This window comes from Thiemannella venezuelensis, from assembly GCF_014203605.1.
GTDB classification, from domain to species: domain Bacteria; phylum Actinomycetota; class Actinomycetes; order Streptosporangiales; family Streptosporangiaceae; genus Planomonospora_A; species Planomonospora_A venezuelensis.
This window is the reverse complement of the sequence record NZ_JACHJJ010000012.1, coordinates 83,266-98,166: the sequence shown is the minus strand read 5'-3', so window position 1 is coordinate 98,166 and position 14,901 is coordinate 83,266. Positions and strand designations below refer to the sequence as shown.

General features: G+C 73.3%; 12 protein-coding genes. 7 read left to right on the top strand and 5 right to left on the bottom strand.

Annotation, left to right across the window (positions count from 1 at the left end):
* Positions 1–65: 65 nt before the first annotated feature.
* The 4 genes from hutI to FHS22_RS18795 all read left to right on the top strand — a co-directional run bounded on the left by hutI (position 66) and on the right by FHS22_RS18795 (position 6,178).
* Positions 66–1,274 (top strand): imidazolonepropionase, encoded by a 1,209-nt coding sequence (hutI, locus tag FHS22_RS18810; protein ID WP_184943416.1) that lies wholly within the window; start codon positions 66–68, stop codon positions 1,272–1,274.
* Positions 1,275–1,461: 187 nt separating this feature from the next.
* On the top strand, positions 1,462–2,313 hold the full coding sequence (locus FHS22_RS18805; protein ID WP_184943414.1) for a DegV family protein: 852 nt from the start codon (positions 1,462–1,464) through the stop codon (positions 2,311–2,313).
* 303 nt (positions 2,314–2,616) lie between these two features.
* Positions 2,617–3,441, top strand: a complete 825-nt coding sequence (locus tag FHS22_RS18800; protein ID WP_338047812.1) for a ComEA family DNA-binding protein — start codon at positions 2,617–2,619, stop codon at positions 3,439–3,441.
* 208 nt (positions 3,442–3,649) lie between these two features.
* Entirely contained in the window at positions 3,650–6,178 is a 2,529-nt protein-coding gene (locus tag FHS22_RS18795; protein WP_184943601.1) for a ComEC/Rec2 family competence protein, read from the top strand.
* Between the two features lie 179 nt (positions 6,179–6,357).
* On the opposite strand, the gene FHS22_RS18790 is transcribed toward FHS22_RS18795, so the two are convergent.
* Positions 6,358–6,510, bottom strand: a complete 153-nt coding sequence (locus FHS22_RS18790) for a hypothetical protein (RefSeq protein WP_184943412.1) — start codon at positions 6,508–6,510, stop codon at positions 6,358–6,360.
* A 97-nt stretch (positions 6,511–6,607) separates the two neighbouring features.
* On the opposite strand from FHS22_RS18790, the gene holA reads away from it, so the two are divergent.
* On the top strand, positions 6,608–7,591 hold the full coding sequence (holA, locus tag FHS22_RS18785; protein WP_184943411.1) for a DNA polymerase III subunit delta: 984 nt from the start codon (positions 6,608–6,610) through the stop codon (positions 7,589–7,591).
* 290 nt (positions 7,592–7,881) lie between these two features.
* On the opposite strand, the gene FHS22_RS18780 is transcribed toward holA, so the two are convergent.
* Together FHS22_RS18780 and FHS22_RS18775 are read right to left on the bottom strand one after the other, a co-directional pair.
* The gene (locus tag FHS22_RS18780) at positions 7,882–9,342 is read right to left on the bottom strand and encodes a pectate lyase family protein (protein ID WP_338047811.1); all 1,461 of its coding nucleotides are present in this window, start codon (positions 9,340–9,342) and stop codon (positions 7,882–7,884) included.
* A 231-nt stretch (positions 9,343–9,573) separates the two neighbouring features.
* Positions 9,574–10,713: an EamA family transporter gene (locus FHS22_RS18775; RefSeq protein ID WP_338047810.1), complete on the bottom strand. Its 1,140-nt coding sequence runs from the start codon at positions 10,711–10,713 to the stop codon at positions 9,574–9,576.
* A gap of 74 nt (positions 10,714–10,787) precedes the next feature.
* On the opposite strand from FHS22_RS18775, the gene FHS22_RS18770 reads away from it, so the two are divergent.
* Entirely contained in the window at positions 10,788–11,288 is a 501-nt protein-coding gene (locus FHS22_RS18770; RefSeq protein WP_184943409.1) for a MarR family winged helix-turn-helix transcriptional regulator, read from the top strand.
* 117 nt (positions 11,289–11,405) lie between these two features.
* Here FHS22_RS18770 and rpsT read toward each other — a convergent pair whose 3' ends face one another.
* Positions 11,406–11,678: a 30S ribosomal protein S20 gene (gene rpsT, locus FHS22_RS18765; RefSeq protein WP_184943407.1), complete on the bottom strand. Its 273-nt coding sequence runs from the start codon at positions 11,676–11,678 to the stop codon at positions 11,406–11,408.
* 146 nt (positions 11,679–11,824) lie between these two features.
* Positions 11,825–12,826 carry a glycoside hydrolase family 18 protein gene (locus FHS22_RS18760; RefSeq protein WP_184943406.1) on the bottom strand — a complete coding sequence of 334 codons (1,002 nt, stop codon included), beginning with the start codon at positions 12,824–12,826 and terminating at the stop codon, positions 11,825–11,827.
* 220 nt (positions 12,827–13,046) lie between these two features.
* Between FHS22_RS18760 and lepA the strand changes: the two genes are divergently transcribed.
* Positions 13,047–14,885, top strand: a complete 1,839-nt coding sequence (gene lepA / locus FHS22_RS18755) for a translation elongation factor 4 (protein WP_184943404.1) — start codon at positions 13,047–13,049, stop codon at positions 14,883–14,885.
* Positions 14,886–14,901: the final 16 nt, after the last annotated feature.

Here is a 14,901-nt window from a genome sequence, read left to right as displayed (position 1 = left end):
CCCGCGGCGTGCCCGGTGGCGGCCTCCCCTGCGGTGCCCTTCCCTGCGCGCAAGGCGGTGATGCGATGACGGTCCGCCTTCTGACCAACATCGGCCGGCTCTGGACCGGAAACGACGTGTGCAGCAACGCTGCGATCCTCGTGCACAACGACCGCATCGCCTGGGTCGGCCGGGCCGCGGACCTGCCGCAGAGCGTGCCCGGAGTGGTGGACGACATCGTCGACGTGGACCACGTCGAGAACCTGGGCGGGGCCCTGGTCACACCGGGCCTGATCGACGCGCACACCCACCCCGTCTACGCGGGCAACCGCTACGCCGAGATGGCCATGCGCTCGGGCGGGTCGACCCCGTCCGCGATCACCGCGGCCGGCGGCGGCATCGGCTCCACCGTCACGGTGACCCGGGGGACCGATCCGTGGACCCTGTGCAACGGGGTCCGCGAGCGCCTGCGCGACTGGCTGCTCGGCGGCACCACCACGGTGGAGGCCAAGACCGGCTACCACCTCACCCGCGACGGCGAGCTGGCCGACGTGCGTCTCCTGCGCGAGCTGGAGAAAGAGCCGATGATGCCGCGCGTGCACGTCACGTTCCTCGCCGCGCACGTCGTCCCGCCGGAGTACTTCGGGCGCCAGCGCGACTACGTCGAGGCGGTGGGCGCCTGGTGCGCCGACGCCGCCGCGGCCGGCGCCGACAGCGTGGACGTCTACTGCGACGAGGGGCACTTCAGCACCGAGGAGGCCCGCTGGGTCCTGGCCTCCGGCCGCAACGTCGGGCTGCTTCCCCGCCTGCACGCCGGCGCCTACAGCCGGCGCGGCGCCGTGCAGCTCGCCGCCGAGCTCGGCTGCGCCTCGGCGGACCTGCTCCACCACACCTCCGACGAGGACATCGCGATCCTGTCCCGCTACGGCGTGCCCGCCGTGGTCTGCCCCGGAACCGCGCTGCAGAACGGCAGCCTGCCGCCGGTCCGCCGGATGCTCGCCCAGGGCGTCACGGTGGCCCTGGGCAGCGACCACAACCCCGGCCACTGCGGTATCACCTCGATGTCCCTGGTCGTCAGCCTCGCCGTCGCGGCCTTCGGCATGAGCGTCGGAGACGCCCTGCGCGCGGCGACCCTCGGCGGGGCCACCGTTCTCGGGGCTCCCGACCGGGGCGTGCTCGCCCCCGGGCGCCTGGCCGACATCGTCCAGTGGGACGCCGACCACGAAGGCGCCTTCGCCTGGGCCTTCGGCCTCAAACCCCGCCGGGTCTGGCGCGGCGGCACCCCCGTCCAGTGACCCTCACGGGATCCCGGCGGCGCCTTCGTCCGGCGGGAGAGGGCGGGCCTCCGCCGGGCGGACCCGCAGCGGGCGGCCGCCGCCGGACGGATGTCTTCCTTGTGCCGCCCGGTCCGGTGCCGCCCGGGCGCGGCCCGGTGACGGCGCCGCTCCCGGTCACGTGATCGCCCCCGGGTAATCTCTGGTCATGCCGCCATCGGTCGCCGTCGTCACGGACTCCACCGCGTACCTGCCGCAGGAGGAGGTCTCCCGCCTGGGCATCACCGTGGTGCCGCTCCAGGTGGTCGTCGGCGGCAGGCCCTTCGACGACGTGGCGCAGATCGGCGGCGCGGAGATGGGCGAGGCGCTCAGGGAGTGGGCCCCGGTCAGCACCTCCAGGCCGGCGCCCCGGCGTTTCACGGACGCCTACGACGAGGCGGCGGCCGGAGGCGCGACCGGGGTGGTCTCCCTCCACCTGTCCGGAGAGATGTCGGGCACGGTCGAGGCGGCCCGGACCGGGGCCCTGGACGCGCCGATCCCGGTGGAGGTCATCGACAGCAGATCCATCGCCATGGGCCTCGGCTTCCCCGTCCTGGCCGCGGCCGAGGCGGCCGCCGGAGGCGGGACGCTCGCCGCCGTGGCCGACGCCGCCCGGCGCCGGAAGGACTCCCTCCGGAGCTTCTTCTACGTGGACACCCTGGAGTACCTGCGCAGGGGAGGCCGCATCGGCGCCGCGGCGACCCTGCTCGGGTCCGCGCTGATGATCAAACCGCTGCTCCACATCACCGAGGGCACGATCTCCCCTCTGGAGAAGGTCCGTACCGCGAGCCGGGCCATCGCCCGCCTGGAGGATCTCGCGGTCCAGGCGGCGGGCCCCGGCCCGGTCGACGTGGCGGTCCAGCACATCTCCGCCCGAGCCCGGGCGGAGACCCTGGCCGAGCGCCTCTCCCAGCGCCTTCCGGGGCTCGCCGCGCTCAGGGTGATCGAGACCGGCGCGGTCATCGGCGCCCACGTCGGCCCCGGCATGCTCGGCGTGACGGTCTCCCCCGTCCCCTCGTGACGGATCCTCCAGGGTCTTCTCCCGCCCGCCGCGGACCGGAAACGGTCCCGGGCCACGGCCCGATCCCGGCCGGTGAGCCCGGAACCGTCGTCTTGCGGCCGTGACCTGTTCCCGGGCGGCCGCGCGCGGTCGGGATTCGTGCCGGGGCGGTCGTCCACAACCGGGACCCGTGCCCGGGCGGTCGTCCACAACCGGGACCCGTGCCCGGGCGGTCGTCCACAACCGGGACCCGTGCCCGGGCGGTCGTCCACAGAATCGAATTCAGCCGGGAGGCGGTCGGCGGCGCGGCCATAACGTTCTCGCGTGCGGACCACAGACCAGGCCACCGAGCGGTTCCGGGCCGAGTCGCGGCTACGGGAGCTGACCGTGCCCGGCGCCTCCCAGGCCCGGCCGACCGGCTCGGAGGGATTCCCCGGCCGCCGGGACACGGGCGATCGTATGCCTCCGATCGCGGTCCCGCCCTCCTTCGAAGCCCTCCGGGCGGCCGTCGACAGAGCGGGTCCCGCGCTCGACCCCGGCCGGTCGGGGACACGGCTCCTGATCGTCGCCGCGCTGGTCGCGGTCGTCGCGGGAGGGCTGTACGCCTGGCGGGCGCAGCCGGAGCCCGAGCCCCTGGCTCCGCCCGCTCCGGTCTCCGGACCGTCCCTCACCGGAGCGGCCGCGCCCTCCCGGCCGCGGCCTTCCCCGGCCGCCGAGGTCACCGTCCACGTCACCGGAAAGGTCCGCCGCCCCGGTGTGGTGGTCCTGCCCGGCGGGTCCCGGGTGGCCGACGCGGTCCGGGCCGCCGGGGGCGTCCGCGGGGAGGCCTCGGCGGGCTTCCTCAACCTCGCGCGCAGACTCGTCGACGGCGAGCAGATCGTCGTCGGCCCCTCCGCCCAGGGAACGCCCGCTGCTCAGGGGGTGCCGGCGGCGCCCGTTCCCGTCGACCCCGCGACGGCGGTCCTCGACCTCAACGTCGCCACTGCGGAGCAGTTCGAGCAGTTGCCCGGAGTGGGAGAGGTGCTCGCCCGCCGCATCGTCGAATACCGCGACGGCCGCGGCGGGTTCCAGAGCGTCGGGCAACTGCGCGAGGTCAGCGGCATCGGCGAGAGAAAGTACGCCGATATCAAGGACAGGGTGCGCGTATGAAGCGGGTCGTCATCGCATCCTCCGTGAGAACCCGCGCGGCCCTCCCCGCGTGGAGCGCGGCCAGGTGACCGGTCCCGCCTTCCCGGCAGATCCGAGCCCGGCGGGACCCCCCGCTTCGCGCCCCGGCCGTGCTTCTCCTCCTGATCCCTTTCCTTCCGGTGGCACCGTTCCTTCCGGTGGGGCCGCCTTCCCGGGACTCCCGGTGCACATGCTCGGGCTCGTCCTGCCCGCGCTCGCCTCGTGGGCGACCGCCCTGGTCCTCCTGGGCCACCCGGCACCGGCCGGTGCCCTGGTGAGCGTCGCCGCGGCAGGTTCCGCGCTCATCGTCGCGCTGCGGGTCCATCTTCCCGGCCTGCGGAGACGTCCCCCGGCGGTGCCACGCGCCGCGGCCGCGCCGGTACGGCCGGCCTGCTCCCCGGCGCCGGCGCCGCCCTCCCTTCACCGGTACGGCGCGGCGCGGCAGAGGCGAGACCCGTGCCGCGGCGCGGCGGGGGGTCCGGCGGGCCCTCGCCATCCCTGGGGAAACGTGGTGATCGCGGTGCTCGGGTGTGTGGCGGCGGTGGCCGGGACCGTGGCCTTCCGGGTGCACGCCACCGGCACCGGGCCCGTGGCCGCGCTCGTGGAACGGCGGGCCTCGGCGACGGTGGAGGCGGTGCTGACGGACGACCCCCGGGAGATCGGACGGGGAGGGGCGTCCCGCGGGGGGAGCGGGCGGCGCGGGGCGGTGCCCGGCCGGGAGGGCTTCGTGGTGCCGGCACGGGTCGAGGCGGTCGAGACGGCGACCGGCAGGGTGCGGGTGCGGGCGCCGGTGGTGCTGCTGGTCTCGGGCGGAGAGTGGCGGTCGCTGCTGCCCAGCCAGCGGATCGGGCTGCGGGGGCGGTTCGGCCCGGCCGACTCCGGCGACCTGCTCGCGGCGGTGGTCCTCGTCCGGGGCTCCCCGCGGGTCCTGGACGGGCCATCGTGGGTGCAGCGCGCGGCCGGTGCGCTCAGGGCGGGGCTGCGGGAGGCGGCCGACGTGCTGCCCCCGGCCCAGCGCGGCCTGCTGCCCGGGCTGGTCGTCGGCGACGTCTCCCGAATGGACGCGCAGGTCACCTCCGACTTCAGAGAGGCCGGGCTCAGCCACCTGCTGGCGGTGAGCGGTGCGAATCTTGCGATCGTGGCGGGGGCCGCCGTGGCACTGGCCCGGACGGCCGGGTTGCCGCTCGCGGTCAGGGCGGTGCTCGCGGTGCTCGCCATGCTCGCCTTCGCGGTCGTCGCCCGCCCGTCGCCGAGTGTGCTCCGAGCGCTCCTCATGGGCACCGTCGCCGCGGTGGCGCTCGGTACGGGCCGTTCCCGCGACGGCGTCACCGCCCTGTCGGTGACCGTTCTCGGGTTGATCCTGTTCGACCCCGCCCTGGCCAGGTCCTACGGCTTCGCCCTCTCGGTGTGCGCCACCGGGGGCATCCTGACGCTCGCCCCCCGCTGGCGCGACCGGATGGCCGGGCGGGCGTCCCGCCGGGTCCCGCGCTGGATCGCCGAGGCGGTCGCCGTCCCCGCCGCCGCGCAGGCCGCCGTCACCCCGGTCCTGGTCCTCATGTCCGGTCAGCTCACCCCGGTGGCGGTCCCCGCCAATCTCCTCGCCGGTCCGGCCGTCGCGCCCGCGACCCTGCTCGGGTTCGCCGCGGCGCTGGCCGCGCCGGTGCTCATGCCCGTCGCCCAACTGCTGGTCCGCCCTGCGGGCCTGGCCACGGGGTGGATCATCGAGGTCGCCCGGCACGCCGCCGGGCTCCCGCTGGCGGTGCTCCCCTGGCCCGGTGGCGTTTCCGGGCTGCTCCTGCTGGCAGTCTCCGCGCCGGTCGCCGTCCTGGTACTGCGACACCGCCGGTCGCGCCGGATCGCCGCCGCCGTGCTGTCCGGGGTGCTCGCCGCGACCGTCCTCACGAGCACGGTCGCGGCCCGCTGGCCGCCTCCCGGCTGGCTCCTGGTGGCATGCGACGTCGGCCAGGGTGATGCGCTGCTGGTCGCCGCGGGGCCGGGCCGGGCGGTGGTCGTGGACACGGGCCCCGATCCGGTCCCCATGGACCGGTGCCTGCGGTCCATGGGGATCGAGCAGGTTCCCCTGGTCGTCCTCACCCATCCGCACGCCGACCACACCGGCGGCCTGGACGGGGTCTTCCGGGGGCGGGCGGTGGGGGCGGTGCTGGTCGGCCCCGGCACGCGGACGGAGCGGGGGTCCGCCAGGCTGAGCGAGGACCTCGCCCGCCGCCGGGTCACCGCATGGAAGGCGCGGCCGGGGGCGTGCTGGCGGTTCGGCCCCTCCGAACTCACGGTCGTCGGGCCGCCCGACGGGCCGCCCGGGGAGAGCGGAGGAGGGGCGGGCACGGAGGCCAACAACGCCAGTGTCGTGGTGCACGTGCGGTGGGCGGCCGGAAGCGCGCTGCTCAGCGGCGACATCGAGACCGAGGCGCAGGCGGAGCTGCTCCGCCGGGGCTTCCCTCCCGCCGATGTCTTCAAAGTCCCGCACCACGGTTCAGCAAGGCACGATCCGGACTTCTTCGCCGCCGTCGGCGCCCGGGCCGCGCTCATCAGCGCCGGGGCGGGCAACGACTACGGCCATCCCGCCCCGCCGACCCTGGCCCGGTTGAACCGCCTCGGCATGCGGACCTACCGGACCGACCTGTCGGGAGACCTGGCCGTGGTGGCCCGCGGCGGAGGCTTGGCCGTCGTCACCCGGGGTCGTCCCCTGACCCGCGGGTAGGGCCCCGCCCTGACGGACCCGTGGTCCGCGTCCCGGCGGGGAGACCGGCGAGGTCCCGTCGCCCCCCGCACCACCGGTTCCCCGAGGACATCCGCAGGGGACGCCCCTCCCCGTCCTCCGCCGGATGGCGGACGCCCCGGAGCGGCTCCCTCCCCGATCCCTCTACCCGGCGGTGAAGGTCAGGCCGAGGCCGGGACGGGGCGGCGGAACTCGGTGTCCACGTCGGCGGCGTAGACCGAACGGCTGCAGTGTGCGCAGCGGTACATGATGGGCCCCTCGTCCAGGGCCGTGCCACAGCGCGGGCAGGCGTGGCGGTAAGCGGCGGACTTCATCACTTCACCTCCTTGCTCGCTCCCGAGACTGCCCCGTGGCGCCTGCACACGGATTGCGAACGACTTGACGATTGGGGGTCGGAGGCCGGGACGTGGCATGCTGCTCGGCATGGCGGCAAGCGATCCGGCACCCGTGACCCTGATAGTCGGCGACGAGGAGCTGCTGGCCGACCGCGCGGTGGGCGAGGTGATCGCGGCGGTGCGGGCGGCGGACCCGGCGGCGGAGACGCACGATCTGGTCGGCGGGAAGGTGGAGCCGGGTGAGCTGACCCGGCTGGCCTCGCCGTCGCTGTTCGGCGACCGGTCGGTGGTGGTCGTGCGCTCGGCCCACGATCTCGCCAAGGAGGTCATCGCCGAGTTCGTCTCCTACGCGGCCCGCCCGGCGGAGGAGACGACACTGGTCCTCGTCCATCCCGGAGGGGTGAAAGGCAAGGCGCTGGTCGACGGGGTGAAGAAGGCCGGGGCGCAGGTGGTCGCCGTCGCCAAGCCGACCAAACCCGCAGAGAGGCTCGCCTTCGTCAAGGCCGAGCTGAAGCGGGCCGGGCGGACCGTCAGCGGTGACGCGGCCTCCGCCCTGCTCGACGCCGTCGGCAGCGACCTGCGAGAACTCGCCGCCGCCTGCAGCCAGCTCGCCTTCGACACCCCGGGCAAGGTCATCGACGAGGCGGCGGTCGCCCGCTACCACCGGGGCCGGGCCGAGGTCAGCGGGTTCACCGTGGCGGACTCGGCCGTCGAGGGCCGGCTGGGTGACGCGCTGGAACAGCTCCGCTGGGCGCTGGCGACGGGGACGGCCCCGGTCCTGCTGGTGAGCGCGCTCGCCAGGAGCCTGCGCTCGCTGGCCAAGGTGGGCGGGGCCCCGCGCAACCTGCGGGGCGGGCAACTCGCCAGTCACCTCGGCATGCCGCCCTGGCAGGTCACCCGGGTCCAGAACCAGCTGAACGGCTGGGGTCCCGACGGCATCGCCCGCGCGCTGCAGGCGGTCGCCGCCGCCGACGAGCAGGTCAAGGGCGGCGGTGCCGACCCGGCCTACGCGCTGGAGCGCACGATCCAGACCATCGTGGCGAGCCGTACCGGTCGCTGAGCGGCGTTCGCCCGGGCCTCGCTGCGTGCGGGCTCCCGCCTGCGCGCGCCGGCCGGGCGGTTGCAGGACGGGGCGGGGAGGCGGCGCCGAGCGATGGCAGGCGGCGTGGCCGGGCTTCACGGGAAGCCCGGCCACCGGTGGATCCGATCACCTGGCGTGCTGAGGTGCCGGGCGGAGTTCAGACGCGCCGTCACCGATGAGAGCCGCCGGCCCTGCTCGTGCGGAGGGCTCGGTGCCCGGTGGCCGAGGGCGACCGGCCGCCGCCCGGCGCCTCAGCACACGGGTCTGCGTCAGAGGGAGATCCGGCCGGCTCCGGCTCCGGCGCTCACGATCGACTTGACGCTGGAGGCGGGGTCGAGCGTGTAGGAGTAGGGGACGGAGGCCACGCTGCCGCCGGCGTCCCCCGCTCCCGAGTTCACGAAGTGGTTGTTGCGGGCGACCAGGCCGCCGGGGTCGGAGGAGCCCTCACCGCGGTGGAAGGGGTCGGCGGTGTTCTCGAAGTAGTTGCCCTCGACCAGGACGCCGGCCTCCTCGGTGGAGGCCACGCCGTACCCGCCTCCGCTGCCGACGTTGGCGTAGTAGTTGTTGTAGACGTGGACCGGGTTGCCGAACCGCACCCGCGGGTGGCGCTGGTTGGTGCCGTCGAACCAGTTGTGGTGGTAGGTCACGCGCAGCTTCCCGCGGTCCTCGCCGCCGTTGCCGTCGCTGTGGCCGAGCAGCATCGTCTTGTCGTGGTCGGAGAACCTGTTCCACGAGACGGTGACGTAGTCGCTGGCGCGCTTGACGTCGAGCGCGCCGTCGTAGCCGTCGCTGAAGGAGTTGTGGTCGAGCCACACCCGGGTGGAGTACTGGACCTGGATGCCGTCGTCGTTCCAGCCGCGGAAGGTCAGGTTGCGGACGATGACGTTGGACGCCTGGGTGATGTTGAGCCCGCAGCCGGCGATGGTGGCTCCGGAGCCGCCGATGACGGTCTTGTCGGAGGTCACCTTGAGCATCCCGGAGCAGGAGATGGTGCCGGACACCCGGATCACCGACGCGCCGCTCGCGGAGAGCGCGCTGGTGAGGGCCGAGGCGCTGGTGACCGTGACCGGTGCCGCGTTGCCGCCGCCGGTGGTTCCGCCGCCCTGGGCGGCCCAGCCGACGAGGCCGTTCGCGTTCCCGGGCGGAGGCGTCGTGGTGGGGGTGACCGTCGGGGTCACGGTGGGAGTGGGCGAGGGGCCGGATCCTGCGGCCTTCAGCGTCCAGCTCTTGCTGGTCACCGAGTCGCAGGAGTTCTGCTGGACGAGGGCTCCGGCGGCGGCCGAGCTGTCCTTGACGTTGAGGCACTTGTCGCTGCCGGTGTTGACCACCCGGTAGGTCGACCCGCTGACGAGTTCCGGCTCCCATGTTTGGAAAGCGCTTTCCATGCAGGCCTGCTGAAGAGCGGCCTTCCCTGCCGAGGTGCTGTTCCCGGCGATCCCGGTGCACTTGCCGCTGTGTGCGGCGATGAGCCGGAAGCCCGCGCCGGCCGCGGTGAGGTTCCAGGTCTGCCCGGGCCCGCCGCAGGCGTTCTGGGTCAGCTGCACGCCGTCCGCGGTGGAGGCGCCGGGAACGCCCAGGCACAGGCCGCTGGCGGCGTTCACGAGGGTGTAGGCCCCGGGTGCGGGGGCGGCGGAGGCGGAGGCTGCCGACACGCCGGCCGCCATGGCCGCGACGACGGCCGCGCCGGTGAGGGCGGCGGTGATCGCCTTCGCGCTGGATGCATGTCTCACAGTCGAGCTCCTTGCCGGTCCGGCAGGCCGCAGCCTGCGCTTTCGGAATCCCCCCAGCGAGTACTCGCCGTCCGCGGATGCGCCGCATCCCTGGACGGCGTCCGCGTCCGGACAATGGCCACCGTAGGAAAGCGTTTTCCGCTTGTCAACGGATTGTGAAATTTTCATGTCAAGGATGGTCGGGAAGGATTCCCGGGCCGTTCGGCGCGGTGGCGGTGCGGGAGGGGGAGGTCACCGGCGGTGGGGCGTGGCGGCGGGGGGAGCGGGCCGGGGGCGGCGGCCGGTGCGTGCGCGCCGGGGTGCCGGCAACTGGCCGAGGGAGGTGGCGGCGATGGCGATGAGGAAGCCGGCGAGCTGCAGGGAGGTGAGGGACTGGCCGAGGGCGGCCCAGCCCAGGAGCGCGGCGGTGAGCGGGCTCAGGGTGCCGAGGAGGGAGACCTGGAGGGCGGGCAGCCGTCCGATGCCGCGGAACCAGAGCGTGTAGGCGACGGCGGTGCCCACGAGGCCCAGCCAGAGGTAGCCTCCCGCGGCCGCGGCGTCCATCGCCGGGGGCGGGCCCTCCACCGCGAAGGCGACCGGGGCGATCATCAGGCCGCCCGCGGTGAGCTGCCAGCCGGTGAGCGCCAGGTCCCCGACCCCCTCCGGCCTGCCCCACGAGCGGGTGAGGACGATCCCGGCCGCCATCCCCGCCGCCGCGACGAGCCCGGCGACGATGCCCAGGAGATCGAGAGCGGCTTCGGCGCGCAGAACGACGAGGGAGACCCCGGCCGCGGCGGCGACCCCGGTGAGCACGCGGTGGAGGGGAACGGCCTCCCGGAGCGCGGCGCGGGTGAGGCCCGCGACGATGAGCGGCTGGACGGCGCCGAGCACCGCGGCGACGCCGCCCGGCAGCCGGTAGGCCGACAGGAACAGCAGGGGAAAGAACGCGCCGATGTTCAGTCCGCCGAGAACCGCGGCCCGCCACCACCAGCCGCCCCGGGGGAGCGTACGGGTCGCGGCGACCAGGAGCAGACCCGCGGGGAGCGCGCGGAGCAGGGCGGTGAACAGCGGCCGGTCCGGCGGAAGGAACTCGGTGGTCACCAGATAGGTGCTGCCCCAGACCGCGGGGGCGAGGGCGGTGACCAGGACGAGGAGGAGGTCGCCGCGGGCCGCGGGGGCCGAGTCCCCGGGAGGGCTGCCGTGCGGTCCGGGCGGGGCGGGAGCGGGGTCGCCGTGGTCGGGGGAGGTGGAATCCCGGGACGGGGAGGCGGGTCTCATGGGGGCGGGCGCGCTGGAGTCCAGGGCTGCGGAGTGCAGGATCGTGGAGTCTGCGGCCAGGGAAGCGGGAGCGGTGGGAACGGGGACGGCCGGAGATGCGCAGGGAGAAGACACGAGAGCTCCTTGAGTGAAGCTTGTATGCAAGTAACTTAGCACTAAGTTATTTAGCGTCAAGTTAGAATGGCGGCATGACAGCGCAGCCCGGAGAGGATCCTGTCGACCGGATCGTGGCGCAGTGGCGCAGGGAACGGCCCGACCTCGAGGCGTCGCCGATGGCGGTCTTCGGGCGGATCTACCGGATCGCCCGCCTCATGGGGGACCGGGTCGCGGAGATCTACCAGGAGTACGGCATCGGCCGGGGCGAGTTCGACGTGCTCGCCACCCTCCGCCGCGCCGGGGCGCCCTACACGCTCTCGCCCAAGGCCATGACCGCCACGCTCATGCTGACCTCCGGCGGCATGACGGGGCGGCTGGACCGGCTGGAGCGGGCGGGCCTGATCACCCGCACCCCCGACTCGGACGACCGCAGGGCCCTGCGCGTCAGCCTCACCGAGACCGGGCTCCGTGTCATCGAGGAGGCCGTCGCCGCGGGGCTGGAACCGCAGCACGAGGCGCTGGCGGTGCTGTCGGAGGAGGACCGCCGGCGCCTGGCCGCACTGCTCAGGCAGGTGCTCGCCGCCCTGGAGTAGACGGGGAGCGGCCGGTCGGCGTCCGGCCGGACGCCGCGGCGCCGGTCGGCGGCGGGGGCCGTGAACGCCGAAACGCCGCACCCCGTGACGGGGTGCGGCGCCGGTGAAGAACCTGGGTTACTTGGCGGCCGTCAGGGCGGCGGCGCGCTGGGCGATCGCCGACTTGCGGTTGGCGGCCTGGTTCTTGTGAATGACGCCCTTGCTGGCAGCCTTGTCCAGCTGGCGGGCGGCGGCGCGCTGGAGCGCGACGGCCTCGTCAACGTTGCCCTGCTCGGCGGCCTCGCGGAACTTGCGGATCGCCGTCTTCAGGGACGACTTGACAGCCTTGTTGCGCAGCCGGGCCTTCTCGTTCTGCCGGTTGCGCTTGATCTGGGACTTGATGTTCGCCACGAAGAAGCCTCGGTGATGTCGTCGGATGGGGCGCGCGGGCAGAGAGGGCGCGCCACACGCAGTTGAACAGGCTACCAACTGCCCAGGTGGTCGCTCAAATCAGCGCACTGGACAGAGGAATGCTGCACAAGTCTACCGTTCTCCGCTTACGGCCGGTACCAGAACCGGGTGTATTCCGCCCAGTCCTCCTCCGTGGCCGCGAAGTCCACGTACAGCGCCAGTCCGAACCTCTCGCGGGGCGTCCCGTGCCCGCTCAGGGCGAGCCGGGCGCCCTCGGCGGCGACGGCGACGCTCTCGGCGGCGTCGAGCCACGGGACCCCGTGGTCGTGGTAGGCGGGGGCGCCGATCAGCAGGGTCTTGCCCTCCGGTACGAGATCGAGGGCGAGCGTGCCCTGCCGTACGACGTGGCCGCCGTAGAGCGATTCGAGCGGCAGGAACGAGTCGTAGGTCATGATCGCGACCTGGTCGACGCGGTCCACGACCTCGCGGAAGTAGTCGCGCAGCCAGTACTTGTCGTGGTCGATGGCCGCGCGGGCGACCGGGCGCATGAGGGGCAGCGGCTCGATCTGCGGGGTGGAGGTGGACAGCACGCCGTCGCCGACGAGCGGCCGGGTCCGCTCCAGCAGGTCGAGGAAGCCGGCGTCGCCGCTGGTGATCGGCTCGAAGTTGTAGTGCACGCCGTCGAACCCGGCGGCCATGATGTCGCGCGCGCCGTCCAGCACGCGCTGCCGGGAGGCCGGGTCACCGAGGTCGAGGCCGTAGTCGACCTTCTGCCCCAGCCAGGCGGAGACCCGGACCTGCGGCAGCTCGGCCTTCCACCATTTCAGGAAATTCTTGGCATTGGGATATTTCGATGCGGGAAGCTCCCCGCTGAACTTGAAGGGGCCCGCGTGTACGTAGACGTCCTTGATTCCGGTCCCGCGCAGCCGTACGGCCATCGCCTTCACGTCGGCCTCGCTCCTGCGCCCGTCCACCCAGGCGTGCCCCAGCCAGAGCGCGTCGTGGCCGGTGCTCCTGGCCCCGGGTCCGGGCGTCCCGGTGAACTCGAGCCAGAAGAAGACCGCAGTCATCGCGGGAATCGCGAGGAGTGCGGCGACCGCCCCCGCGAGGAGGCGGAGCACCCGCCGTACCGTGATCCTTCTCGTCATCGGGACATGTCATCGCGCTTCTCCCGCCCGGGTCAACGCCGGGGCCGCGGCCGCCGGTACGGGAGCGCCGCGGGGAGGGGCCGTCCCCGGATGCCGCGGGGCGGCGGTGAGGGCGGTTTCCCCTGCGGGATGAAGCCATCGGCCCTCTCGCTAAACTTGCTAGGAAGATGGCTGGATTTACCAGCTCCTGATCACATCAATCCCGTCGAAACGGACACCGGTGCGTATTCAGCCTGGCCAGACCGATCCCGCGGTGATCCGCAACTTCTGCATCATCGCGCACATCGACCACGGCAAGTCGACGCTTGCCGACCGCATGCTGCAGATCACCGGCGTGGTCGACGACCGTTCCATGCGCGCCCAGTACCTCGACCGGATGGACATCGAGCGCGAGCGCGGCATCACGATCAAGTCGCAGGCGGTCCGGCTGCCGTGGCAGGTCGGTGAGACCGACTACGTCCTCAACATGATCGACACTCCCGGGCACGTCGACTTCACCTACGAGGTCTCCCGCTCGCTCCAGGCGTGCGAGGGCGCGATCCTGCTGGTCGACGCCGCGCAGGGCATCGAGGCGCAGACGCTGGCCAACCTCTACCTGGCGATGAACGCCGACATGACGATCATCCCGGTGCTCAACAAGATCGACCTGCCCGCGGCCCAGCCGGAGAAGTACGCCGCCGAGATCGCCCACCTCATCGGCTGCGAGCCGGAGGACGTGCTGAAGGTCTCCGGCAAGACCGGCGTCGGCGTCCGCGAGCTCCTGGACCACGTGGTCGAGCGCGTCCCGGCTCCGGTCGGCGACGCCGCGGCCCCGGCCCGCGCGCTGATCTTCGACTCGGTCTACGACACCTACCGCGGCGTGATCACCTACGTCCGGGTCATGGACGGCCACCTGGGCAAGCGCGAGCGCATCCTGATGATGTCCACCACCGCGGCCCACGAGACGCTGGAGATCGGCGTCATCTCGCCCGAGCCGAAGATCGCCGACAGGGGTCTCGGCGTCGGCGAGGTGGGCTACCTGATCACCGGCGTGAAGGACGTGCGCCAGTCGAGGGTCGGCGACACCGTCACCTCGGTCTCCCGGCCCGCCGTCGAGCCGCTCGGCGGCTACGAGCACCCCAAGCCCATGGTCTTCTCCGGCCTGTACCCCATCGACGGCGACGACTACCCCGAGCTCCGCGAGGCCCTGGACAAGCTCCAGCTCAACGACGCCGCCCTGGTCTACGAGCCGGAGACCTCCGCGGCGCTGGGCTTCGGCTTCCGCTGCGGCTTCCTCGGCCTGCTCCACATGGAGATCGTCCGCGAGCGGCTGGAGCGGGAGTTCAACCTCTCGCTGATCTCCACCGCGCCCAACGTGGTCTACCGGGTGATCATGGAGGACGGCAAGGAGGTCACGGTCACCAACCCGTCGGAGTTCCCCACCGGCAAGGTGGACAAGGTCTTCGAGCCGATGGTGAAGTCGACCGTGCTGGTCCCCTCGGAGTTCATCGGCGCCATCATGGAGCTCTGCCAGAACCGCCGCGGCAACCTGCAGGGCATGGACTACCTGTCCGAGGACCGGGTCGAGATCCGCTACACCATGCCGCTCGGCGAGATCATCTTCGACTTCTTCGACCAGCTCAAGTCCCGCACGCGCGGCTACGCCTCGCTCGACTACGAGCCCTCCGGCGAGCAGGAGGCCGAGCTGGTCAAGGTCGACATCCTGCTCCAGGGCGAGGCGGTCGACGCCTTCAGCGCCATCGTGCACAAGGACAAGGCGTACGGCTACGGCGTCGAGATGGCCAAGAAGCTCCGCGAGCTCATCCCCCGGCAGCAGTTCGAGGTGCCGATCCAGGCCGCCATCGGCGCCCGGGTCATCGCCCGTGAGAACATCCGCGCCATCCGCAAGGACGTCCTGGCCAAGTGCTACGGCGGCGACATCTCCCGCAAGCGCAAGCTGCTGGAGAAGCAGAAGGAGGGCAAGAAGCGGATGAAGATGGTCGGCCGGGTCGAGGTCCCGCAGGAGGCCTTCGTCGCCGCGCTGTCCACCGAGTCGTCGGCGGACAAGACCAAGAAGTAGCCGCCCGGCGCTCCCC